22 protein-coding genes are annotated in these 21,360 nt (G+C 62.1%); 16 read left to right on the forward strand and 6 right to left on the reverse strand.

Going from position 1 to position 21,360, the window contains the following annotated elements:
* Window positions 1–58: 58 nt before the first annotated feature.
* Window positions 59–904, reverse strand: a complete 846-nt coding sequence (locus tag ACIQ2A_RS13195; RefSeq protein WP_398479759.1) for a lysophospholipid acyltransferase family protein — start codon at window positions 902–904, stop codon at window positions 59–61.
* Window positions 905–1,113: 209 nt separating this feature from the next.
* Window positions 1,114–1,707, reverse strand: a complete 594-nt coding sequence (locus tag ACIQ2A_RS13200) for a PAS-domain containing protein (RefSeq protein WP_398479761.1) — start codon at window positions 1,705–1,707, stop codon at window positions 1,114–1,116.
* A 208-nt stretch (window positions 1,708–1,915) separates the two neighbouring features.
* On the opposite strand from ACIQ2A_RS13200, the gene ACIQ2A_RS13205 reads away from it, so the two are divergent.
* Entirely contained in the window at window positions 1,916–2,269 is a 354-nt protein-coding gene (locus ACIQ2A_RS13205) for a DMT family protein (RefSeq protein WP_398479763.1), read from the forward strand.
* 133 nt (window positions 2,270–2,402) lie between these two features.
* Here the strand turns inward: ACIQ2A_RS13205 and ACIQ2A_RS13210 are convergent, their stop codons facing one another.
* From ACIQ2A_RS13210 to ACIQ2A_RS13220, 3 genes are all read right to left on the reverse strand, one after another.
* Window positions 2,403–3,566, reverse strand: coding sequence for a PQQ-dependent sugar dehydrogenase (locus ACIQ2A_RS13210; protein ID WP_398479765.1), 1,164 nt, complete (start codon window positions 3,564–3,566; stop codon window positions 2,403–2,405).
* Between the two features lie 415 nt (window positions 3,567–3,981).
* Window positions 3,982–4,635, reverse strand: a complete 654-nt coding sequence (locus tag ACIQ2A_RS13215) for a glutathione S-transferase family protein (RefSeq protein ID WP_398479767.1) — start codon at window positions 4,633–4,635, stop codon at window positions 3,982–3,984.
* 174 nt (window positions 4,636–4,809) lie between these two features.
* The gene (locus ACIQ2A_RS13220; RefSeq protein WP_398479801.1) at window positions 4,810–6,036 is read right to left on the reverse strand and encodes a glycosyltransferase family 87 protein; all 1,227 of its coding nucleotides are present in this window, start codon (window positions 6,034–6,036) and stop codon (window positions 4,810–4,812) included.
* A gap of 209 nt (window positions 6,037–6,245) precedes the next feature.
* Here ACIQ2A_RS13220 and ACIQ2A_RS13225 point away from each other — a divergent pair, with 209 nt between their 5' ends.
* From ACIQ2A_RS13225 to ACIQ2A_RS13260, 8 genes are all read left to right on the forward strand, one after another.
* Window positions 6,246–7,448, forward strand: coding sequence for a pyridoxal phosphate-dependent aminotransferase (locus ACIQ2A_RS13225; protein ID WP_398479769.1), 1,203 nt, complete (start codon window positions 6,246–6,248; stop codon window positions 7,446–7,448).
* 118 nt (window positions 7,449–7,566) lie between these two features.
* Window positions 7,567–8,091, forward strand: coding sequence for a DUF992 domain-containing protein (locus ACIQ2A_RS13230; protein WP_398479771.1), 525 nt, complete (start codon window positions 7,567–7,569; stop codon window positions 8,089–8,091).
* 191 nt (window positions 8,092–8,282) lie between these two features.
* Window positions 8,283–8,753 carry a DUF992 domain-containing protein gene (locus tag ACIQ2A_RS13235; protein ID WP_398479773.1) on the forward strand — a complete coding sequence of 157 codons (471 nt, stop codon included), beginning with the start codon at window positions 8,283–8,285 and terminating at the stop codon, window positions 8,751–8,753.
* 228 nt (window positions 8,754–8,981) lie between these two features.
* A complete protein-coding gene (locus tag ACIQ2A_RS13240) occupies window positions 8,982–11,045 on the forward strand; it encodes an elongation factor G (protein WP_398479775.1) in 2,064 nt (687 codons plus the stop codon).
* A 10-nt stretch (window positions 11,046–11,055) separates the two neighbouring features.
* Window positions 11,056–11,583 carry a hypothetical protein gene (locus ACIQ2A_RS13245; protein ID WP_398479777.1) on the forward strand — a complete coding sequence of 176 codons (528 nt, stop codon included), beginning with the start codon at window positions 11,056–11,058 and terminating at the stop codon, window positions 11,581–11,583.
* A gap of 32 nt (window positions 11,584–11,615) precedes the next feature.
* A complete protein-coding gene (locus ACIQ2A_RS13250; RefSeq protein ID WP_398479779.1) occupies window positions 11,616–12,266 on the forward strand; it encodes a YoaK family protein in 651 nt (216 codons plus the stop codon).
* A 65-nt stretch (window positions 12,267–12,331) separates the two neighbouring features.
* Entirely contained in the window at window positions 12,332–13,201 is an 870-nt protein-coding gene (locus ACIQ2A_RS13255; RefSeq protein ID WP_398479781.1) for a shikimate dehydrogenase, read from the forward strand.
* A 68-nt stretch (window positions 13,202–13,269) separates the two neighbouring features.
* Window positions 13,270–13,899 (forward strand): hypothetical protein, encoded by a 630-nt coding sequence (locus ACIQ2A_RS13260; RefSeq protein WP_398479783.1) that lies wholly within the window; start codon window positions 13,270–13,272, stop codon window positions 13,897–13,899.
* A gap of 74 nt (window positions 13,900–13,973) precedes the next feature.
* Here ACIQ2A_RS13260 and ACIQ2A_RS13265 read toward each other — a convergent pair whose 3' ends face one another.
* Entirely contained in the window at window positions 13,974–15,113 is a 1,140-nt protein-coding gene (locus tag ACIQ2A_RS13265) for an L-lactate dehydrogenase (protein ID WP_398479785.1), read from the reverse strand.
* Between the two features lie 112 nt (window positions 15,114–15,225).
* Here ACIQ2A_RS13265 and ACIQ2A_RS13270 point away from each other — a divergent pair, with 112 nt between their 5' ends.
* The 7 genes from ACIQ2A_RS13270 (at window position 15,226) to ACIQ2A_RS13300 (ending at window position 21,302) form a co-directional block, all read left to right on the forward strand.
* Window positions 15,226–15,411 carry a hypothetical protein gene (locus ACIQ2A_RS13270; protein WP_398479787.1) on the forward strand — a complete coding sequence of 62 codons (186 nt, stop codon included), beginning with the start codon at window positions 15,226–15,228 and terminating at the stop codon, window positions 15,409–15,411.
* A 231-nt stretch (window positions 15,412–15,642) separates the two neighbouring features.
* Window positions 15,643–16,989 carry a phosphoglucosamine mutase gene (gene glmM / locus ACIQ2A_RS13275; protein ID WP_398479789.1) on the forward strand — a complete coding sequence of 449 codons (1,347 nt, stop codon included), beginning with the start codon at window positions 15,643–15,645 and terminating at the stop codon, window positions 16,987–16,989.
* 274 nt (window positions 16,990–17,263) lie between these two features.
* Window positions 17,264–18,103 (forward strand): outer membrane protein, encoded by an 840-nt coding sequence (locus tag ACIQ2A_RS13280; RefSeq protein ID WP_398479791.1) that lies wholly within the window; start codon window positions 17,264–17,266, stop codon window positions 18,101–18,103.
* 149 nt (window positions 18,104–18,252) lie between these two features.
* Window positions 18,253–19,080, forward strand: coding sequence for an outer membrane protein (locus ACIQ2A_RS13285; protein WP_398479793.1), 828 nt, complete (start codon window positions 18,253–18,255; stop codon window positions 19,078–19,080).
* A 95-nt stretch (window positions 19,081–19,175) separates the two neighbouring features.
* Window positions 19,176–19,529 carry a hypothetical protein gene (locus ACIQ2A_RS13290; RefSeq protein ID WP_398479795.1) on the forward strand — a complete coding sequence of 118 codons (354 nt, stop codon included), beginning with the start codon at window positions 19,176–19,178 and terminating at the stop codon, window positions 19,527–19,529.
* A gap of 243 nt (window positions 19,530–19,772) precedes the next feature.
* Window positions 19,773–20,009 carry a hypothetical protein gene (locus ACIQ2A_RS13295; protein ID WP_398479797.1) on the forward strand — a complete coding sequence of 79 codons (237 nt, stop codon included), beginning with the start codon at window positions 19,773–19,775 and terminating at the stop codon, window positions 20,007–20,009.
* Window positions 20,010–20,129: 120 nt separating this feature from the next.
* The gene (locus tag ACIQ2A_RS13300; RefSeq protein WP_398479799.1) at window positions 20,130–21,302 is read left to right on the forward strand and encodes a phosphoserine transaminase; all 1,173 of its coding nucleotides are present in this window, start codon (window positions 20,130–20,132) and stop codon (window positions 21,300–21,302) included.
* Window positions 21,303–21,360: the final 58 nt, after the last annotated feature.

Here is a 21,360-nt window from a genome sequence, read left to right on the forward strand (position 1 = left end):
GAGTTTCTGCTATGAAGTCGGCCGGCGGGTTGCGCTTCGCTAATCCGCCCTACGGCAATCACGCGATTGCCGGCGCCGCTTCTGCAACCGGTTCGGCCGCGGGCTGCACCGCTTTCTTCGGTGGGCCAGCGCGAAGCGCGGCCGTGGTCATCTGGCGTACAGCATTCTCGGCCTGACGCGCGATCGCCTTGCGGTCCGCCGTCATGTCGTAAGCCACCGCATCGCCCCAGGTGACGGTGACGTCGATGGCGCCGGAGGTGAGGATGCCGATCAGATGCGGCACCAGCTCGACATCGCCATACCAGGCGACACGCTGATTCAGCGCACGGCCCACGGGCAGGCCACCGAAGCCGACATAGGCGATGGACATCGGCTGCACCATGACCTTGTCGTGATGGGTGGATTCGCCAAGCGCGTGATGCACCGAGCCGACCAGCGCTGAGCGGAATGGCAGCACGCGAATGCCGTCGCTCGACGTGCCTTCGGCGAACAGCACCACGGCATCACCGGACACCATGCGGTCGCCGATCTCGCGCGCGGTGGCGCCGGTGGTCTGGCGGCGTTCGCGTTCGACGAAGATCGTGCGCTGCATCTTCGCCAGCCAGCCGAACAGCGGCCATTCGGCCACCTCGCTCTTGGCGACGAACACCACCGGTGTCCTCGCGCCGATGACGAGGATGTCGAGCCAGGAGGCGTGATTGGAGAGGATCAGCAGCGGCGCGGTCTTGCTGCGGGTGCCGACCTCATGGATGCGGATGCCGATCACCGCGCAGAGCACGGTGTGGAAAATATGCGGGATGACCTGCTGCAGGCGCCAGCGAAAGGCGATGCAGGCGAGTTGCAGCGGCGCCAGCACCAGGATCATCGTGAGCATCGAGACGGCGACGGCGACGAGACGGATCATGGGGCTCTTATACCGATGCGGACGCCGCAGGTAAAATCGGCAAAAAGAAGCGGTCCCGGTCAGCGCGGCAACTGACGGAGACCGCTGGGAAACAGCCCGTCGGCGACGGGGGGAAGCGACCGGCTGCAGGGAAAACCTAGCTGCGCCGGGTGACATCGCCATGACAGCGTTAACTATCCACAGGCTGCAACTTGGGCTAGGCCCCAGATTTACTCCGCCGCGTCTAATCGGTTGTCGAACACATCGCCGCCGCGCAGCGCGAGATAGTAGTCGCGGTCGGTCCTGGCGTCGTTATGGCGGATCAGGTCGGTGACCGGTGTGTAGCTCAGCATCCGCCCGCCATCGGGGAGCACGGTGCAGCTCAGGCGCAGCACGCGGCCGCTGGCAAGGCGCAGCGTTTCCGGGGCCGGATTGCCGCCGCGGATCTGCTCGATGCGGCGGGCGATGAAGTGATCGACCTCGTCATCGGGGATCGTGTAAGCGCGCGTATCGCGCGCGTGATACATCAAGGCGATCAGCGGAGGCTTGCTGTCGGCCTTGGCGTCGGGGAGCGCGAAATAGTCGCGGAAAGCGCGGTTGATAAATTCGGCGCGGGTGTCGGCATTGAGCAGCACGATGCCGATATCGATGCGATCGAGGGCGGCGGTGAGGCGTTCGGCGGTGGCGTGTTGTTCGGCTGCGCGTTGGCGGGCCGCACGGCGCTTGCGATGCAGGCGGACGCCGAGCGTGATCCCCAGGGCCGCGATCACGATGATTGCGGTCTCTATTCCCGGATCGAGAAACATGCGCCAGTCGATCTGCATCGGGCTCACCCGTGTCCGTACAGAGGTATTAATCGCACAGTGACGCGTGGTTGCGTCTTGGCCCACAGTTTCCCTGTGCCATCGCTAAAGCGGTGTGGATGGCGGTGGCGGCATTTTCCCAATGTTCGGTTCAAATGCTATCGAAGCCGTGGGAACCGGCAGCGGCCGCCGGATGTTAGCGCCGCGCTCTGACAGGGATAATCACCGGATGCCGACTTTCATTTCGCCGCTGCTGCTGCCGATCCTGATGCTGCTGGCCTCGAACATTTTCATGACCTTCGCCTGGTATGGGCATCTGAAATTCAAGGAAGCATCGCTGCCGCTCATCATCATGATCAGCTGGGGCATCGCTTTCTTCGAATACTGGCTGGCGGTGCCGGCCAATCGCTGGGGCAGCGAGGTCTATAACGCCGCGCAGCTGAAGACGATGCAGGAGGTGATCACGCTGATCGTGTTTGCCGCATTCTCGGTGCTGTATCTGAAGGAGCCGCTGGGGTGGAATCACGCGCTGGGCTTCGCGTTCATCGCGCTCGGGGCGTTTTTCATTTTTCACAAGTGGTGAGCTGTTGTAACGCTCCGTATGTCGTCGCCCGGCTTGACCCGGCGCTCCAGTATACACAACTGGGCATGATGATCACTCTTGCCAGTGTTTACTGGGTTACCCGCTTTCGCGGGTAACGACAGGAATAGCGGTGTCACTTCCCTGCCGGCGTAATCCGCAGCAGGCGACCCGCTGAACTATCTGTCAGCAGCCATAGCGCGCCATCCGGTCCTTGCCGGACATCGCGAATGCGCTCGTTTAGATTCTGCAGGATGCGCTCCTCTGACGTCACCGCATTGCCATTTAGTTGCAGCCGTACCAGGAACTGTCCCGCAAGGGCGCCGGTGAACAGGCTGCCGCGCCAGCGGGGAAACAGGTCGCCATTGTAGAAAGCCATGCCGGACGGCGCGATCGATGGCACCCAGTTCTTGATCGGCTGCTCCATGCCGGGCTTCGATGTGCTCTCGTGCAGTTTGGCGCCAGAGTAGTCGATGCCGTAGCCGATCACCGGCCAGCCGTAATTCTTGCCCTTGCCGATGATGTTGACCTCGTCGCCGCCGCGCGGGCCGTGTTCGATTTCCCAAAGCTCGCTAGTCGCGGGATTGATAGCAAGGCTCTGCGGATTGCGGTGGCCGTAGCTCCAGATCTCTGGCTTGGCATCGCTGCGGCCGACGAACGGATTGTCCGGCGGTGCCGCGCCATCGGTGGTGATGCGGACGATCTTGCCGAGATGATTGGCAAGATTCTGTGCTTCATTGCGGCCGCTATAGTGCTCGCCGAGCGTGACAAAGAGATTGTTGTCGGCGGCCTGCACGATACGGCAGCCATAATGGTTGCCAGTCGAGAGCGGGCCGTCTTGACGGAAGATGACCTTCACATCGTCGAGCCGGGGTGCGGCGCCATCGACGAGTTTCGCGCGCGCCACAGCAGTGCGGCCGCCATTGCCGGCGCGTTCCGAGTAGCAGAAATAGATCGTGTTGTTCTGGGCAAAGCCCTTGTCGGTGATGACGTCGAGCAGGCCGCCCTGGCCGGTGGCCATGACGTCGGGCACGCCCTTCACAGCGGTCGACAATTGTCCCTGCGGGGAGACCACGCGCATGCGGCCCGGTCGCTCGGTAACCAAAATGCGGCCTTCGGGCAGGAAGGCGAGCGCCCATGGATAGGACAGGCCGGAGGCAGCCGTCTGCACGTCCAGCCGGCCGGCCGACGAGCCGAACGAGGTCGGTTCGCCGCGGCTCGTGGTGGCGATCAAAAATGTCGTCGTCACCACGATTGCAATCATCAGCGAGGTCGTGACCCAAACCACCGGCCGTTTCATCGGGCACTCTTCATCACACGGACTCCATCACGGAGGCGTCGTTACGGTTTATGCTGCGATGCGTAACGGCATCGCGATGTGCTTTTGTGCTTGTTGCGACCGTCAGAGCGGCATCGCGGATACGCCGCGGGTCGATAGCATCGTGAGAGCGAGAATGACGCAAAGTGACAGGCAGCCGACCGCCAGCGATGCCGCGACGGCATTGATCAACCTGACAGATGCAACGGGCGCGGGGCGCACCTGAAAACCAACAACCCCGCGAAGCGACCGGATCATGGCCGTAAATCCTTCAAATCGCGAACGAATCATCCGCGTACTAAAATTTACTGCGGCGACGGGCGAGATTGCGGCGCGAAATGGGGCAACTGTGGCGGGAAAGTGGCATTTGAGCTTTTTATGCTCACGAATGCGCGAGTTATGCCCCTGCGATCACGTCCAGGGTATCATATTCCGTCGAGACCGGGTGCCAATCCATAGTGACGAAGCCGGGCTGCTGCTCCACATGTCGTAGCCAGCGGCGGATTGACGGGAAGCTCGCCAGGTCGAAATCGCACTGCTCGGCCACGTGGGTGTAGGCATAGAGCGCGATGTCGGCGACGGTTAGCTGGTTGGCGGCGAAGAATTCGTGGGTCTTGAGGTGATTCTCCATCACCTGCAGCGCCGCATAGCCGCGCTCCATCCAGTCATCGAGGGCGTGGGTCTGCAGGTCGCGGCCGCCGCGCACCAGACAGAGCCAGAAATAGGCGGCGCCGATATTGGGCTCCAGCGCATGCTGTTCGAAGAACATCCATTGCATCGCCTCGGCGCGGTCCATGCGCGATTCCGGTGCCAGTGACGTGCCCACGGCGACATACCACAGGATGGCATTGGATTCGGCGAGATAGCGGCCTTCGGCAATCTCGAGCAGCGGCACCTGGCCGCTCGGATTCTTCGCGAGGAATTCCGGTGTCCGGCTCTCGCCGCGGAGAATATCGACTTCGACGGCGCGATACGGCGCATCGATGAACGCCAGCGCAAGGCGGACCTTGTAGCTGTTGCCGGAGCGCTGCATCGAATAGAGCTTGTACATTCGCCGGGGTCGATCTTTCGGGTGATGCGGGGCGACCTCAGCGTCGCATTGCGCCTAGACAATGATGCCCCGAGCGTCCGCTCGCAAGGGTCGGATACTGGAAAAAGTCGAAAACCACCAAGGACTTTCGACATCCGAAAAATTGAATCTGCCTAGCTTCGCGCGTGCGAAAGATCACGCTGTCGCGACTTTGTCGTGATGGTGCAATGCTCTTTGGTCGATGGCGGCGCGTCTTACGATGATGACGTAGAGCGCGATCATCGTGAGCAGGCCGAGAGGCAGATGGATCGCGCCGGCAATGCTGCGCGTGAGCAGGGGCATGATCCAGGCGAGAGCCAGCATCGTGATCTCGTAAGGCCTGAAACCATGTTGAAGGCCGTGGCCGGCGCAATAGGCGATGGCGATGGCCAGGACCATGAGGTCGTAGTCGAGGACGTAAGGCGTGGCGAGCAGGCTGGCGATGGCGAGGGCCGATGCCTTCAATGCGAAAGCGGCATCGCTGCGCCACAGCCAGGCCAGGCTGACTGCGAGACCTGCAGCGAGCAGTCCTTGCGCGGCATAAGCGACCGGGAGGCCGGCGCCCCACATGCGCATCGCCGAGAAGATCGACTGGATCTTTGGCCAGCCGGTGCCGCCTTGTTCGAGGACGACATCGCGTGTGAACGCAGTGGACTCCGCGAAGGCGTGCCAGATGCCGGTACCGAAGATGATCGTGCTGAACGCGATGAGCGCGATCACGGTGAATGCGGCGCCGGCGATGCTGCGCCAATATCCGCCGGCCAGCAGTGCGAGCGGAATCAGTACGCCGAATTGCGGCTTGTAGGCGATGAGGCCGATCAGAACCCCCGCAAGCCATGGGCGTCGATCCAGCAACAGCAAGGCGCCGCCGAGCAGTGCGGTGGTCAGAAAGCCGTTATGTCCGTGGCCGAGATTGACGAAGACCGCGGGGAAGGCGGCTGCGACCAGCAAAGTATCCCGCCGCGGCAGGATTGCGCCTATCGCAACGCAATAGGCGGCGAAGCTCGTGATCTGCCAGAGTGCCAGGCCCCAGAGATAGGGGACGAGGGCGACCAGCGCGGCGATGACGAGGAAGAAGGGCGGATAGTGCCAGCCATAGAACGGCACATCACGGCCGCCAAAGACGGCGATTTCGGAGGCATGCTGCAAGGCCGGATCATACGCATCCGCGGCCTTGCCCTGCCAGACGAGTGTGCCGGCCGCATAGACATTCGAGAAGTCGGTGCCGAGCGGCTTGCCGTTGCGATCGATGGCGCCATCCGCAAGGGCGGCCCATGCGATGATGGCCAATACACCCATGGCGAGCACGATCACGCTATAGATGCGGATGCGTTCCGAGGTCAGCCAGGTGCCGCTGATGATCTGTTGCCGGATACCGGACATTTTCACTCAAAATCGCCGATTGCGGCTGCGGGTTAACCTATCCCGCTCACTTTAAATTTCCCTGAAATTGCATGGCTTCCAGATGCGTTTGCAGCCCAACTGCCTTGCGATGCCAGGTCGCACGCACTAGGGTGCGCCGATCCCAAGCAGGATCGTAATTTTATCGCCGCGGACCGCGGGTCTCCGGCTGTTTCCCCAAGGAGAAGATGATGTCGTTCTTGTCTAGCGCTCTCGACCGCGTGAAGCCGTCCGCAACGATTGCGGTCACGGATAAAGCGCGTGCGCTGAAAGCCGCTGGTCGCAACGTCATCGGCCTTGGTTCGGGCGAGCCCGATTTCGACACCCCGGCGAACATCAAGCTGGCCGCCATTCACGCCATCGAGGCCGGCAAGACCAAGTACACCGCCGTGGACGGCATTCCCGAGCTGAAGGACGCGATCATCGCGAAGTTTCAGCGCGAGAACGGCGTCACCTACAAGCCGAACCAGATCATCGTCGGCACCGGCGGCAAGCAGGTGCTGTACAATGCGCTGATGGCGACGCTGAACCCCGGCGATGAAGTCATCATCCCGGCGCCGTACTGGGTGAGCTATCCGGAAATGGTGGCGCTCGCAGGCGGCACGCCGGTGTCGGTGACCTGCACCGCGGAATTCGGTTTCAAGCTGCAGGCCGCAGCCCTGGAAGCTGCGATCACGCCGAAGACCAAGTGGGTTATTCTGTGTTCGCCGTCGAACCCGACCGGTGCGGCCTACAAGAAGGCCGAACTGCAGGCGCTCACCGATGTGCTCGTGAAGCATCCTCACGTTTGGGTGATGACCGACGATATGTATGAGCACCTCGTCTATGACGACTTCGAGTTCACGACCGTCGCGCAGATCGAGCCGAAACTTTACGACCGCACCCTGACCGTGAACGGCGTGTCGAAGGCTTACTGCATGACCGGCTGGCGCATCGGTTATGCCGGCGGCCCGGCGAACCTGATCAAGGCGATGTCGACCATCCAGTCGCAGTCGACCTCGAACCCGTCGTCGATCGCGCAGTGGGCAGCCGTGGAAGCGCTCAACGGTCCGCAGGACTTCATCGCGAAGAACAATGCCGTGTTCAAGGAGCGCCGCGATCTCGTGGTGGCCATGCTGAACCAGGCTTCGGGCATCGAATGCCCGCGTCCGGAAGGCGCGTTCTACGTTTATCCGTCCTGCGCCGGCACGATCGGCAAGACTGCGCCTTCGGGCAAGGTCATTGCCAATGACGAAGACTTTGTGACGGAGTTGCTGGAAACCGAAGGCGTTGCGGTGGTGCAGGGATCGGCCTTCGGCCTCGGCCCGGCATTCCGTATCTCTTACGCGACCAAGACGTCGGACCTCGAAGATGCCTGCAATCGCATCCAGCGCTTCTGCGGAAATCTTCGGTAACCAAGAAGCTGCGAAACTTTTGACGATTTCGGGGCTTAATCGCGGAAGCGCCATGTTTTTGACACGGCGCTTCCATCACTGTCCCACGCTATCAAAATCCCCAAGGTGGAGTTCTACTATGCGACTTTCCAAGATGATCGGCCTTGCGGCCGTGGCGCTCTCGGCGTCGGTTGCGACCGCGAATGCCCAGCAGCCCGGCCAGGTGCAGGTTGGCGTGCTCGAATGCCGTGGTGGCCAGAACGTTGGTTACGTGCTGGGCTCGAACGCGCATTTGAACTGCGTTTTCCAGAGCGCCGGTGGCCGCGCTGAAGGTTATGTCGCCAACATCCGCCGCTTCGGCCTCGATCTCGGCTTCACCGACAACACCACCGTTCAGTGGGCGATCTACGCTCCGACCACCCGCGTGCCGCGCGGCGGTCTCGCCGGTCAGTACGGTGGCGTCGGCACCAACGCCTCGGTCGGCGTCGGCTTCGGCGGCAACTTCCTCGTCGGTGGCCCGAACAATCTGTACGGCCTGCAGCCGGTGTCGGTGCAGGGCCAGACCGGCCTGAACGTGGCTTCGGGCGTCGTCCAGCTGCAGCTGGAATCGACCGGCCCGCTCAGCGGTCACCGCTACAAGAAGCAGCGCCGCAACCGCAACTAAGCGATCGCGCTGACTAAATGACAAGGTTAACGAAAGGGCTCGCGCAAGCGGGCCCTTTTTGTTGGGCGTGTGGCAGGCGGCCCGCTGTCATTGAGCGGTATCATTGGATATGGATAGTTCGTTGACGCGGATGTGATCGGGTTTGCCGCGTCGTCGATCCAAGCATCACACCGTCATCCGGAGATCATTTGATGAGCCGCCTCTCACTCTTTCTCGGCCTCGCTGCCGCAACCATTGTCACCTTCAGCGCGCAGGCGCAGCAGCCGGTACAGCTTGGCGTTCTCAACTGCCGTGGTGGTGCCAGCGTCGGCTTCATCGTCGGTTCGGTGACCAATCTCGGCTGCGTGCTGACCGGTACCGGCCGTGCCGATCAGCCTTATGTAGCAACCATCCGCAAGGTCGGCCTCGATATCGGTATCACGCAGGAAACGGCGCTGGCATGGGCTGTCTTCGCGCCGGTGAACTATTCGGGGCAGGGCGATATCTCCGGCAATTATGCGGGCGCGCAGGGCTCCGCGTCATTCGGCGTCGGTCTCGGCGCCAATGTGCTGGTTGGCGGCTCGCAGAACTCAATCGCATTGCAGCCGCTGAGCTTGCAGGGATCCACCGGCATCAATATCGCCGCCGGTCTCGAAAGCCTGGAGCTGCGTCCGGGGCGGTAAGTCGTTCTGTAGAAACGATGTAAGGGTGGGCAAAGGCGCTGTTGCGCCGTGCCCACCACAGTCGTCTGTGAATGCAAGGGCGGGCACGCTTCGCTTTGCCCACCCTACACGACGCCAATTCTGCCATCGCAGCGCAGCGACGTTTCCGTCTTGCCAAATTGCCGAACCGGGCGGAGCATCCTTGCGCCGACCCAATCACGGGCCGAGCTCCAGATCAGGAGGCGGCGTATGGGACAAGACCTGAGAAGTCCCCCAATCCCTTTTAAACCCGGCGGTCCACGATGTATTGCACTCGTGGGCCCTTTCCAGAGCGGAAAAACCACACTGCTGGAAGCGATCCTCGCGCGCACGGGAGCGATCCCGAAAGCCGGGAGTGTCGAAGCCGGTAACACCATCGGCGATGCGACACCCGAGGCACGCGCACACAGAATGGGTGTCGGTCTCACCACGGTGACGACGACATTCATGGGCGATGACTACACCTTCATCGATTGTCCCGGCTCTGTCGAATTCGCGCAGGACATGCGCGCGGCACTGCCGGCCGTGGACGCGGCGGTGGTGGTCTGCGAAGCCGATGAGCGCAAGTTGCCGCAGTTGCAGCTGATCCTGCGCGAGCTGGAAGAGCTGCACATTCCGCGCTTTCTGTTTCTCAACAAGATCGACCGCGCGCATCAGCGCGTGCGCGAGACGCTGGCGACGCTACAGCCGGCTTCGCGCGTGCCGCTGGTGCTACGGCAGATTCCGATCTGGAACGGCGATCTTGTCGCCGGTTTCGTCGATCTCGCGCTGGAGCGTGCTTTCGTCTATCGCGAGCACAAGGCGTCCGAAGTCGTGAAGCTGGACGGCAACGACCTCGACCGCGAGAAGGAAGCGCGGTTCTCGATGCTGGAGAAGCTCGCCGATCACGACGATGCGCTGATGGAGCAGTTGCTCGACGATATCGCGCCGCCGGCCGACGCCGTGTTCGACGATCTCGCGCGTGAACTGCGTGAAGGGCTGATCTGTCCGGTGCTGATCGGCTCCGCGATCCGCGAGAATGGCGTGCTGCGCTTGATGAAGGCGTTGCGCCATGAGGCGCCGGGCGTCGCAGATACCGCGCGTCGCCTTGGTGTGCCTGCCGGCAAAGACGCGCTGGCCTACATCTTTAAGACCAGCCATTTGCAACATGGCGGCAAACTGTCTTACGCGCGCATTCTGCGGGGGCAGATCGATGATGGCGCGACCGTCATCGCATCATCAGGTGAAAGCGGCCGCCTTTCCGGCATCCTCGCGCTGACCCATGGCGGCGACAAACGGGGGCACGCAAATACGGGTGACACGGTTGCGCTTGGCAAGCTCGATGTCGTCAAGACAGGCGAAGTCTGTGCGACCGGAAAAGCCGCACCCGATGCCCTGCAGCTCGGCGCTGCTCCGTCGCCTGTGCTGGCGATGGTGCTGGCATCGATCGACCGCAAGGATGATGTGAAGCTCGGTCAGGCCCTGTTGCGGCTAACCGAGGAGGATCCGTCACTCAACTCCATCAATGGCGCACAGAGCCATGGTGTCGTGCTGTGGGGGCAGGGAGAGATGCATCTGCGCGTCGCCGTGGAGCGGCTGCGCGATCGCTTCGGCATCCATGTGAAATCGCATCCGCCTGCGATCGGCTATCGTGAAACCATCCGCAAGCCGGTCACCCATCGCGGCAAGCACAAGAAGCAGTCCGGCGGCCACGGCCAGTTCGGCGATGTGCTGCTGGAGATCGGCCCGCAAACCCGCGGCGAGGGCTTTGCGTTTCACGACAAGGTGGTCGGCGGCGCGGTGCCGCGCAACTACATCCCCGCCGTGGAGGAAGGGGTCGTCGATGGGCTCGCCCGCGGGCCGCTCGGCTTTCCCGTCGTGGACGTCAAGGTGACGTTGACCGATGGCGCCTATCACAGCGTCGACTCCTCCGATCAGGCGTTTCGCACGGCGGCGCGGATCGGTGTCAGCGAGGCCTTGCCGCATTGCCAGCCGGTGCTGCTGGAGCCGATCCATGCAGTGGAGATCGTATGCCCGTCCGACGCGACGGCGAAGATCAACGCTATCCTGTCCGGCCGGCGCGGCCAGATCATCGGCTTCGACACCCGCGAGGGCTGGACGGGCTGGGACGTGGTACGTGCCCAATTGCCCGAAGCGGAGATCGGCGATCTCATCGTCGAACTGCGCTCGGCGACGGCGGGAGCGGGGAGCTTCACCGGCAGCTTCGATCACATGGCGGAAGTGAACGGTCGGACTGCCGACCAGATCGTGGCGGCGCATCGCGTGGCGGCGTAGTATCGGCGCCATGGCGCTTGGACCGCGGGTTGTGATCATCGGCAATAGCGGCTCGGGCAAGACCACGCTGGCGCGTGAGCTTGCCCGACGCGAAAACATGCCGGTCACCGACCTCGACCGCGTGCACTGGCAGGACGACGTCACGGTGAAGCGCGATGAGCACGTTGCGGCGTCGATGGTGGCCGAACTTGCTGCTGAGCCACTTTGGGTGATCGAGGGCGTCTATGGCTGGCTCGCCGCAGTCGCGCTGCCATCTGCGACCACGTTGATCTGGCTCGATATGCCGTGGCAGGTCTGCCAAGACGGGCTGACCGAGCGAGGCCCATGGAAGGGCGCCGCGGACACCGACCATGCAGCCTTTCTCGACTGGGCCGAGGCCTATTGGCGGCGCACGACCTCGACGTCGTTTGCGGGCCACCAGTCGCTCTTCGATGGCTTTACGGGCACCAGATTGAGATTTCAGAGCCGCGCCGAGCAGGCGGACTTCCTCATGAATTCTGCTCAGAGCTCTTGCCCTTCCGCCTCCGCTTTTGAATAAATGCGGTAACGCGGTGGGGAAGTCGGGCGACCATGCTGACTGTGAAAAGTAATCTCGCGCTGGCCTGTGCCTTGAGCGCGCTGGCTGGCTATGTCGATGGCGTCGGTTTCATCCATCTCGGCGGGCTCTTTATTTCCTTCATGAGCGGCAATTCGACCCGGCTTGGTGTGATGATCGCCGAGCTCAACTGGCCGAAGGCGCTGGAAGCGCTCAAGCTGATCGCGCTGTTCGTGGTCGGCGCCGGCCTCGGCAGCCTGGTCGGTCATGGCCGTGGCAGGCATCGCCAATGGATGCTGCTGGTGACAGAGACCCTGCTGCTCGGTGCGGGCGGGTTGGCCTATCAGATGGGCGCGCCCGATCTCACCATCATCGCCATCGTGCTGGCGATGGGTCTTGAGAATGCGATGTTTCAGGCCGATGGTGGCACCACGGGCATCGCGCTCACTTACATGACCGGCACACTGGTTCGGATCGGACAACTCCTCGCTGCTGCGCTGCAAGGCGGATCGCCTTGGGCGTGGTTTCCAAACTTTTTGCTGTGGAGTGCAATGGTGACCGGAGCGGCGATCGGCACGGTCGCCTATCTGCATCTTAACCTGGGCGCCGTGTGGCTCGCCGCAAGTGCAGCATTGTTGATCGCGGTGATCGTCGCCCTTGCAGCGTGGCGCAAGCCTGCCCGATGATCGCCATCAGCCCCATGCATGATTCTCATGCGACGACCGCTTCCGGTTGAAGCGAAGGAAAGACCATGTCCGACGCTACCAAGCCCCGTGCTGCCTGCCTGATCGGTTGGCCGGCCGCGCATTCGCGCTCGCCGCTGATCCATCATCACTGGCTGCGCCATATGGGCATCGAGGGCGGCTACACAATCGAGTCCGTGCCGCCGGAAGAGGTGGCTGACTTCGTGATGAATCTGTCGCGGCGGGGCTATATCGGCGCCAATGTCACTATCCCGCACAAGGAGCGCGTGCTGAAGCTGACGGCGCCAGATCGCCGCGCGCGTGCCGTCGGTGCAGCGAACACGCTGTGGTACGATCACGGCACGCTGCGTGCGACCAATACCGATGTCGAAGGTTTCATCGACAATCTCGATCACTGTGCACCTGAGTGGGACCACGCCGACGATGCGCTCGTGCTCGGTGCCGGCGGATCGTCGCGCGCTGTCGTGTTCGGCTTGCTCGAACGTGGCATCAAGCATGTCTATGTCGCCAATCGCAGCATCGAGCGTGCGCAGGAGCTTGCAAAGTTGTTCGGCGAGCGCGTCATTCCGCTGGCGTGGCACGCTGCAGCGAGCAAGCTTCCGCAAGCCGCGCTGCTGGTGAACACGACGTCGCTCGGCATGAAGGGGCAGCCGGACCTTGTCATCGATCTCGGTCTGCTGCCCGACAATGCGGTGGTTGCCGATCTCGTTTATGTGCCGCTGGAAACCCCGCTGCTCGCAGCGGCGCGGGCGCGCGGGCTGCGCACGGCGGATGGTCTCGGCATGCTGCTCTATCAGGCAGTGCGCGGCTTTGAATTGTGGTTCGGGCAGCGGCCGGAAGTGACGCCGGAACTGCGTGCCGAAGTGGAGGCCGATCTCACGGCGGCCTATTTGGCCGATCGTCTCACAGTGACGTGAGGCGGGAATAGCGCTGATGGCGCAGGGTTTCCATCTGAAGGCAGGGACAGCTTTCAAGGAAACACGACATGGTTCATCTGATCTCGACCTCGGCCCGCATGCTGGCGGGCGCGGCGCTGGCGGCATCTCTCACTCTATCCAGCGCTTCCGCACAGCAGCCGCAGCCACTGCGCATTCGCGGGACCATCGAGAGCGTGGATGGCGCCATGCTGACCATCAAGGCGCGTGACGGCGCCGAGCGGAAAGTCCGGCTGTCGGACAAAGCGACTGTCACCGGCATCACCAAGGCGGCGCTGACCGACATCAAATCCGGCGATTATATCGGCGTCACCGGTATGCCGCAGGGGGATGGCACGCAGAAGGCGATCGCGATCCATATCTTCCCGGAAGCCATGCGCGGCACGGGCGAGGGCACGCGACCGTGGGATCTCAAGCCCAACAGCAGCATGACCAATGCCACCGTCGATCAGAAGGTCGAGGCCAAGGACGGCCAGATGCTGACGGTGAAATACAAGGACGGTGAGAAGAAGGTGACCGTTGCGCCGGACACGCCGATCGTCACCTTCGTACCGGGCAGCAAGGACGAGCTGAAGCCGGGCGCTCAGGTGATCATCATGGGCGCCGACAAGAAGTCCGATGGAACGTTCGAGACGGCGCGCGTGAATGTCGGGCGGGACGGTCTGACGCCGCCGATGTGAGATAAAGCAGCGATGCTCTCGTCATGGCCGGGCTTAACCCGGGCATGACGGAGTTTTCGTTGAGGCTCGCGGAGTTACTGCACCAGCACGTGCTTGTCGATTTCGGCGATGTTGTTCACGCCGCAGAGTCCCATCGTCACGCTGAGCTCGTTGCGCAGGATGTCCAGCGCCTTGGTCACGCCGGGGCCACCGTAAGCACCGAGGCCATAGATATAGGCCCGGCCGATCATGCAGGACTTGGCGCCGAGCGCGAGCGCGCGCATCACGTCCTGGCCGGAGCGGATGCCTGAGTCGAACATCACTTCGATCTCCGAGCCGACTGCATCCACGATGCCGGGAAGCACCGAGATCGACGACGGTGCGCCGTCGAGCTGGCGGCCGCCATGGTTCGACACCACCATCGCCTGGGCACCGACCTTCACCGCCTCGCGGGCATCCTCGATGTCGTGGATGCCCTTGATCACGATCTTGCCGGGCCAGATGCTGCGGATCCAGTCAAGATCCTTCCAGTTCAGCGTCGCGTCGAATTGCTGGGCGGTCCATTGCGACACCGATTCCAGATCGTCGGTGTTCTTCACGAAGCCGGCAATATTGCCGAAGTTGCGGCGCTTGGCCTGCAGCGTGCGCACCAGCCAGGAGGGATGGCTGATGAAGTCGATCATGTTCTTGAGATTGTAGATCTGCGGCGGCACCGAGAGGCCGTTCTTGATATCCTGATGGCGCTGGCCGATCACCTGCAGATCGACGGTCAGCACCAGGGCGCTGCACTTCGCCTTGATGGCGCGCTCGATCAATTCCTTGATGAAGCCGCGGTCCTTCATCACATAGAGCTGAAACCAGAATGGCTTTTCGACATTCTCGGCGAGGTCCTCGATCGAATTGATCGACATGGTCGATAGCGTATAGGGGATGCCGAAAGCCTGGGCCGAGCGGCAGGCGTGAATTTCGCCGTCGCCATATTGCATGCCGGTGGAGCCGACCGGCGCGCAGATCAGCGGCATGGTCGCCTTTTCGCCGAGGATCGTCGTCGAGGTGTCGCGATTGGCGATATCGACGAGGATGCGCTGGCGGAATTTCAGCTTCTGCAGGTCTTCGGTATTGGCGCGGAACGTGTCCTCGCTATAGGAGCCGTGATCGACGTAATCGAAGAAGGCCTTCGGCACGTTACGCTTATGTTCAAGACGAAGGTCTTCGATGCAGGTGATGTGCTTCATGAAAGCTCCCAGCCGTTCTTGCAATTTCTTGTTGGACGGTCATCTAGCATGGTTGGATGTTCCGCCACATCCTTCTTGTCATCATCATGTCGTCGAATCCCGAGGGACAGCCATGACGCGTTCGAAATCGCACGACAGCAGCAAGTCGCATGACAAGGCCGCGGCTGCCGCCGAGAAGCAGCAATTGGAGCAGGCCCTTGAAGAGGGACTGGAGGAGACTTTTCCTGGCTCGGATCCCGTCAGCGTGACCCAGCCGGCCCATTCAAAGGCCGATGGTCACATCAAGCGCAGTCGATAAGACCTCCGGTTCCCTTGCGCCGGATGGCCGATGAGCCGATTTAGCTTATTGTGATCAGTATGTTACCTATTGCTGGCAATTGCCGGCGCCGGTAATGATTCATCACATTTCTTGAAGGGAATTTAGCCAGTGCGGGCTTATAAGTCCGTCACATATGAGGCGATGCGCGCACGCGAGTCGCCTGGACGGAGAATTGGCGCCTGCGACGGGCAGGCGTGACGGGGGGTTACCATGAGCCGCAAATATTTCGGAACGGATGGCATTCGCGGGCGTGCCAATGGGCTGATCACGCCGGAGCTGGCGCTGAAGGTGGGGCAGGCTGCCGGCATCGTGTTCCAGCGCGGCGATCATCGCCACCGGGTGGTGATCGGCAAGGATACACGCTTGTCCGGTTACATGATCGAGAATGCCATGGTGGCGGGTTTCACCTCGGTGGGCATGGATGTGCTGCTGGTCGGCCCGATGCCGACACCGGCGGTGGCGATGATCACGAAGTCGATGCGCGCCGATCTCGGCGTGATGATTTCGGCGTCGCACAATCTATTCGAGGACAATGGCATCAAGCTGTTCGGCCCGCTCGGCTTCAAGCTCTCCGACGATGTCGAGAAGCAGATTGAGGAATTGCTCGACGAAAACCTCGATCGCAAGCTCTCGCAGAGCGCCAGCCTCGGTCGCGCCCGCCGTATCGATGGCGTGCATGACCGCTATATCGAATTCGCCAAGCGCACGCTGCCGCGCGACATCAGCCTCGAAGGGCTGCGCGTCGTCGTCGATTGCGCCAATGGCGCGGCCTACAAGGTCGTGCCGGAGGCGCTGTGGGAACTGGGCGCCGACGTCATCTCCATTGGGGTCGAGCCGGATGGCTTCAACATCAACAAGGAATGCGGCTCGACCGCGCCGGAAGCGCTGAGCCGCAAGGTGCGCGAGATGCGAGCCGATATTGGTATCGCGCTGGACGGCGACGCCGATCGTGTCATCATCGTCGACGAGCGCGGCCATGTGGTGGACGGCGATCAGTTGCTCGCCGTCATCGCGCAGAGCTGGAAGGATGACGGGCGCCTCGCCAAGCCAGGCATCGTCTCCACCGTGATGTCCAATCTCGGTCTCGAACGCTTTCTGCAGGGCCATGGCATCGAACTGATCCGCACCGCGGTCGGCGATCGCTACGTGCTCGAGCAGATGCTGCAGCATGGCTACAATGTTGGCGGCGAGCCCTCGGGCCATATCATCATGTCCGATTATGCGACGACGGGTGACGGCTTCGTTGCGGCGCTGCAGGTGCTGGCCGTGGTGCAGAAGCTTGGTCGCCCGGTGTCGGAAGTCTGCCACCTGTTCGATCCGCTGCCGCAGATCCTCAAGAATGTGCGCTATCGCAGTGGCAAGCCGCTCGACGATGCGGGAGTGAAGTCCACCATCGCCGCTGCCGAGCAGCGCCTCAACGGCCATGGCCGCTTGTTGATCCGTCCGTCGGGCACAGAGCCGGTGATCCGCGTGATGGGCGAGGGCGACGATCGCGAGATGGTGGAAGAGGTCGTTGATACGATCGTGCATGCATTGGGCCACGCGGCGGCGGCCTGATCGCCAGCCACGTCTAGATAGTTAAGAGATCGAAAACGCCGCGCTCATGCGCGGCGTTTTTGCTTGTCTGGAACTACACAATCGTAAATCGGCGTTAGGAGTTTGGGCGCTCGCGTGGCGGATGATGAAGGTCGTGCATTTTACCGTCATCAATTATCAACCTTAATTGTTAGGGTTAAGTGCCGCTTAAGACATTGGTGTCATCGTCCGTTTGTGAGTTTCCGAGTGAGAGGCCTCGTTTGTTTGCCTCTCTGGCCCAACAAGGATGAAGCCAATGCGTAGCGTGAAATTTATTTTGGCCGCAGGTGCGGCTTCTCTGATGTCGACCGCTGTTTTCGCCGCCGACATGGCAATTGCTCCTCCGCCCCAGATGTACGCGCCCCCGCCGGTCGAGGATTTCGGCGGCTGGTATCTGCGCGGCGATATCGGGATGACCAACACCAACCTCAAGTCGCTCCACAGCGACCTCTACGGCACGCTGCCGGCGACCGCAGTTGTCCAGCGCAACGGGCAGGGCTTCGCTAGCGGCGTATCTTATGGCGTCGGTGTCGGCTATCAGTTCAACAATTGGTTCCGCGCTGATATCACCGGCGAGTATCGCGGCAAGGTCAAGTTCAGCGGCTCGGATTTCATCACCTACAATCCGGGTGGCTTCCAGAGCAACACGTTCGATGGCGGCTACAAGAGCTGGGTCGGCCTCGTGAACGCTTACGTCGATCTCGGCACCTGGTGGTGCGTGACACCGTTCGTCGGCGCCGGCGTCGGCTTCGCCAATGTGACCACAACCGGCATCATGGATACCAGCCTCGCCAACGGCGCGCCGGGTACCTATTTCGCCGATGGCGCGTCGAAGACCAACCTTGCCTGGGCTGCCCACGCTGGTCTGGCCTACAAGGTCAACAACAACTTCACGGTTGAACTGGCCTATCGCTATCTCAACATGGGCACCGCGGTTCACGGCGTCGGTCGTTCATATGACGGCACCAATGCTGGCCAGTCGTCGTTCCAGTACCGCGACCTGACCTCGCAGGATGTTCGCCTCGGCGTGCGCTGGAATCTGGATGCTGCGCCGGCCTACGCGCCGCCGCCGCCCCCGCTGATCCGCAAGGGCTAAGCGTCCTTCGACGTCGCTTCGACTTAATACTGCTTAACGGCGCGGGATCATCCCGCGCCGTTTTGTTTTGCGTGGGCGGTATGATGGCAACCAACGGTTAAGGTTAACCGGGGATGATCAACTCAGTTGGTGAGTTGAGGAATTTCGTGATGCGTAGCTTTCTGATCGCCGTTGCCGCTCTCTGTTTCGGGCAGGCCGCGCAGGCCGCCGATCTCCCGTTCCTCCGAGGTTCGTTTCAGGATGAACCGGTTGCGCCGCGGCGCATGTGGGACGGTTTCTACATTGGTGCACAGGCCGGCTATGGCTCCGGCGATACCAAATTCGGCGGCTCCAATTCCGACCTGACGTCGAGCATCGTCGCCAACACGCTGGTTGGCAGCGAGACGGGCGTCACCTCATGGCCGCTCAGTTTCTCCAATCAGTCCGGACACTCCGAAGTGTATGGCGGGTTCGCGGGCTACAACTCGCAGTGGGACGATATCGTCATCGGCCTGGAGATGAGCTACGTTCACGGCAAGTTTGGCGGCACGTCGTCCGGTGAAATGGCGCGCTACAGCCTGCTCTCCGACAACAACTATCATTCGGTCACATCGCGCGCATCGAGCTCTATTGCTATCAGCGATATGGGTACGTTTCGCGCCCGTGCGGGCTATGCGTTCGGCAACTTTCTTCCCTATGCGTTCGGTGGCCTCGCGCTAGGCCAGGCCGATATCGTGCGTACCGCGTTTGTCGGCGATTTCGTTACCGCAGGGCCGGGGTCCACGACGCCAGCTAGTCTGCTGGGGCGGCAGCTCAGCCGCTCGCTCGAGGACGGCAAGTATAGTCATCTGATTTATGGCTACACCGCCGGTCTCGGTTTCGATATGGCGATCGTCGGCGGCTTGTTCCTGCGCGGCGAGTGGGAATATGTCCGCTTCACATCTCAGGTGGACACGTCGATCAACACCGTGCGGGCAGGCCTCGGCTACAAGTTCTGACGCTGGATGGCGCGCAGAGTTCACCATGCCGTGCGACACGGAACGCGGCATGGTCGGCGTCGTTGGCTCTTCGTCAATCATGATGGGAGCCATCCATGAGAATACGTCTTCCACTCGCTCTATCTGCAACCGCTGTCGTTCTGGTCTGCGTAACCTCTGCCGCATCGGCGCAGGGAGTCGGCGTCAATGGCGGCACTGCTGGCTCGTCCAGCATCATCGATACCCCGGTCGCACCACAGCCATCACCGGGCAGCGGTGGGGTATCGTCGGCGCCGGGCGCCGCGACGGTTTCTCCGGGAATCGGTACCACCGGAATGGGTGGTGGGCGGAGTCAGCCGGGTGCGCCGAACACCACGGTACCGGGCACCATCGGCACTGGCGCGTCACCGAGCGGTCTACCTGGGGATAATCCGAGCGCGCCGGGCTTCCCCGGCAAGGTTGGGCAATAGCGCAATCGTTCGTCTGGTGATCATCACGAAAGCGGAAACGAAAGAGCAGCAACGCAATTGCTGCTCTTTTCCGTGTGATCGTCCGCCTAACAAGGATGTCTTGCAGCAGTTGGTATCATGCGACGGCGCGGTTCTGTGATCGGGTTAATGCGGCATAAACCAGCGCGGCCCTGACGGGGTTTGTTTCGGAACGGCCCGGACGTAGCGACGTATTTATCTACGTCTGGGGCGTTGGAATGAAGCATGAAAAATTACTCCATTGAGAAGGTCGGCGCCGACTACGTCGTGAAGGTCGATGACCAGAGCGTGATGAAAATGGGCAGCCGGCGCAGGGCTGCGCAGCTTGTCATCGATGCTCAGGAATTGCTGGAGGAAGCGCCTTTGGCGCCGCCGGAATCACCGCCCGACGAAGGTGAGGCCGGTACGGCATCCTGCACGCATGACGATACGTGCAGGGGATCAGCCGAGAGCACTGTCTGAGCGCATCATCAATCACCCGTGAAGGCCCCGAAGTCGCTTGACGCTTCGGGGCCTTTCCCATATTTGCGGATGCGGGACACCTCCCCCCAACGGGAGGCTTACTATCTGGAAGGATAGACGATGACTGTAGCGAAGCCCGCTTCGCGGCCTGCCGTGCCGCATTTCTCTTCCGGCCCCTGCGCCAAGCGCCCCGGCTGGACCCCCGAAAAACTTAAGGACGCCGCTCTTGGCCGCTCGCATCGTGCGAAAATCGGCAAGAACAAGCTCAAGCTCGCGATCGATCTGACGCGCGACGTGCTTGAGGTGCCCGCCGACTATCGCATCGGTATCGTGCCGGCCTCGGACACGGGCGCCGTCGAGATGGCGCTGTGGTCGCTGCTCGGGCCGCGCCCGGTCACCACGATTGCGTGGGAATCTTTTGGCGAGGGCTGGGTTTCGGACATCGTCAAGGAGCTCAAACTCAAGGATGTCGTGAAGCTGCATGCCGGCTATGGCGAGATTCCCGATCTCTCCAAGGTCGATCAGAATTCGGACGTCGTCTTCACCTGGAATGGTACGACCTCTGGCGTGCGCGTGCCGAATGCGGACTGGATCAAGGCCGACCGTGAAGGCCTGACCATCTGCGACGCCACCTCGGCCGCTTTCGCGCAGCCGCTGGATTGGGCGAAGCTCGATGTCGTCACCTTCTCCTGGCAGAAGGCGCTGGGCGGCGAAGCCGCGCATGGCATGCTGGTTCTCTCGCCGCGCGCCGTGGCGCGTCTCGAGAGCTACACGCCGCCGTGGCCGCTGCCAAAAATCTTCCGCATGACCAAGGGTGGCAAGCTGAACGAAGGCATTTTTGTCGGCGAGACCATCAACACGCCATCGATGCTGTGCGTCGAGGACTATCTCGATGCGCTGGATTGGGCCAAGTCGGCCGGTGGCCTCAAGGGGCTGATCGCGCGTGCCGATGCCAACACCAAGGTTCTGTCGGATTGGCAGAAGAAGACGCCGTGGGTGGATTTCCTCGCGGCTGATCCGGCGATCCGCTCCAACACCTCGGTGTGCATGAAGGTGGTCGATCCGGCCATCACCGCGCTCTCGCCCGATGCTCAGGCCGACTTTGCCAAGAAGCTGGTCGCACTGGTCGAGAAAGAGAATGCCGGCTTCGACTTCGCGCATTACCGCGATGCGCCGGCCGGCCTGCGCATCTGGTGTGGTGCGACCGTCGAGGCAAAGGACGTCGAGATCCTGACGCAGTGGATCGACTGGGCCTTTGCCGAGACCAAGGCGACGCTCGCCAAGGCGGCGTAAGCGACGATCTTTCTTACTTCACCTCTCCCCGCTGGGGAGAGGTCGACCGCAAAGCGGT

Origin of the sequence: Tardiphaga sp. (genome assembly GCF_044336785.1) — a bacterium.
Taxonomy (GTDB): Bacteria; Pseudomonadota; Alphaproteobacteria; order Rhizobiales; family Xanthobacteraceae; genus Tardiphaga.

What these genes read in the sequence shown, in the direction of transcription:
- ACIQ2A_RS13245 (WP_398479777.1), top strand. Translation starts at nt 11,056, where the DNA reads ATGGCGCTTGGACCGCGGGTTGTGATCATCGGCAATAGCGGCTCGGGC.
- ACIQ2A_RS13225 (WP_398479769.1), top strand. Translation starts at nt 6,246, where the DNA reads ATGTCGTTCTTGTCTAGCGCTCTCGACCGCGTGAAGCCGTCCGCAACG.
- ACIQ2A_RS13200 (WP_398479761.1), bottom strand. Translation starts at nt 1,707, where the DNA reads ATGCAGATCGACTGGCGCATGTTTCTCGATCCGGGAATAGAGACCGCA.
- ACIQ2A_RS13270 (WP_398479787.1), top strand. Translation starts at nt 15,226, where the DNA reads ATGACGCGTTCGAAATCGCACGACAGCAGCAAGTCGCATGACAAGGCC.
- ACIQ2A_RS13205 (WP_398479763.1), top strand. Translation starts at nt 1,916, where the DNA reads ATGCCGACTTTCATTTCGCCGCTGCTGCTGCCGATCCTGATGCTGCTG.
- ACIQ2A_RS13230 (WP_398479771.1), top strand. Translation starts at nt 7,567, where the DNA reads ATGCGACTTTCCAAGATGATCGGCCTTGCGGCCGTGGCGCTCTCGGCG.
- ACIQ2A_RS13255 (WP_398479781.1), top strand. Translation starts at nt 12,332, where the DNA reads ATGTCCGACGCTACCAAGCCCCGTGCTGCCTGCCTGATCGGTTGGCCG.
- glmM (WP_398479789.1), top strand. Translation starts at nt 15,643, where the DNA reads ATGAGCCGCAAATATTTCGGAACGGATGGCATTCGCGGGCGTGCCAAT.
- ACIQ2A_RS13265 (WP_398479785.1), bottom strand. Translation starts at nt 15,113, where the DNA reads ATGAAGCACATCACCTGCATCGAAGACCTTCGTCTTGAACATAAGCGT.
- ACIQ2A_RS13300 (WP_398479799.1), top strand. Translation starts at nt 20,130, where the DNA reads ATGACTGTAGCGAAGCCCGCTTCGCGGCCTGCCGTGCCGCATTTCTCT.
- ACIQ2A_RS13195 (WP_398479759.1), bottom strand. Translation starts at nt 904, where the DNA reads ATGATCCGTCTCGTCGCCGTCGCCGTCTCGATGCTCACGATGATCCTG.
- ACIQ2A_RS13240 (WP_398479775.1), top strand. Translation starts at nt 8,982, where the DNA reads ATGGGACAAGACCTGAGAAGTCCCCCAATCCCTTTTAAACCCGGCGGT.
- ACIQ2A_RS13280 (WP_398479791.1), top strand. Translation starts at nt 17,264, where the DNA reads ATGCGTAGCGTGAAATTTATTTTGGCCGCAGGTGCGGCTTCTCTGATG.
- ACIQ2A_RS13295 (WP_398479797.1), top strand. Translation starts at nt 19,773, where the DNA reads ATGAAAAATTACTCCATTGAGAAGGTCGGCGCCGACTACGTCGTGAAG.
- ACIQ2A_RS13215 (WP_398479767.1), bottom strand. Translation starts at nt 4,635, where the DNA reads ATGTACAAGCTCTATTCGATGCAGCGCTCCGGCAACAGCTACAAGGTC.
- ACIQ2A_RS13235 (WP_398479773.1), top strand. Translation starts at nt 8,283, where the DNA reads ATGAGCCGCCTCTCACTCTTTCTCGGCCTCGCTGCCGCAACCATTGTC.
- ACIQ2A_RS13210 (WP_398479765.1), bottom strand. Translation starts at nt 3,566, where the DNA reads ATGAAACGGCCGGTGGTTTGGGTCACGACCTCGCTGATGATTGCAATC.
- ACIQ2A_RS13250 (WP_398479779.1), top strand. Translation starts at nt 11,616, where the DNA reads ATGCTGACTGTGAAAAGTAATCTCGCGCTGGCCTGTGCCTTGAGCGCG.
- ACIQ2A_RS13290 (WP_398479795.1), top strand. Translation starts at nt 19,176, where the DNA reads ATGAGAATACGTCTTCCACTCGCTCTATCTGCAACCGCTGTCGTTCTG.
- ACIQ2A_RS13285 (WP_398479793.1), top strand. Translation starts at nt 18,253, where the DNA reads ATGCGTAGCTTTCTGATCGCCGTTGCCGCTCTCTGTTTCGGGCAGGCC.
- ACIQ2A_RS13260 (WP_398479783.1), top strand. Translation starts at nt 13,270, where the DNA reads ATGGTTCATCTGATCTCGACCTCGGCCCGCATGCTGGCGGGCGCGGCG.
- ACIQ2A_RS13220 (WP_398479801.1), bottom strand. Translation starts at nt 6,036, where the DNA reads ATGTCCGGTATCCGGCAACAGATCATCAGCGGCACCTGGCTGACCTCG.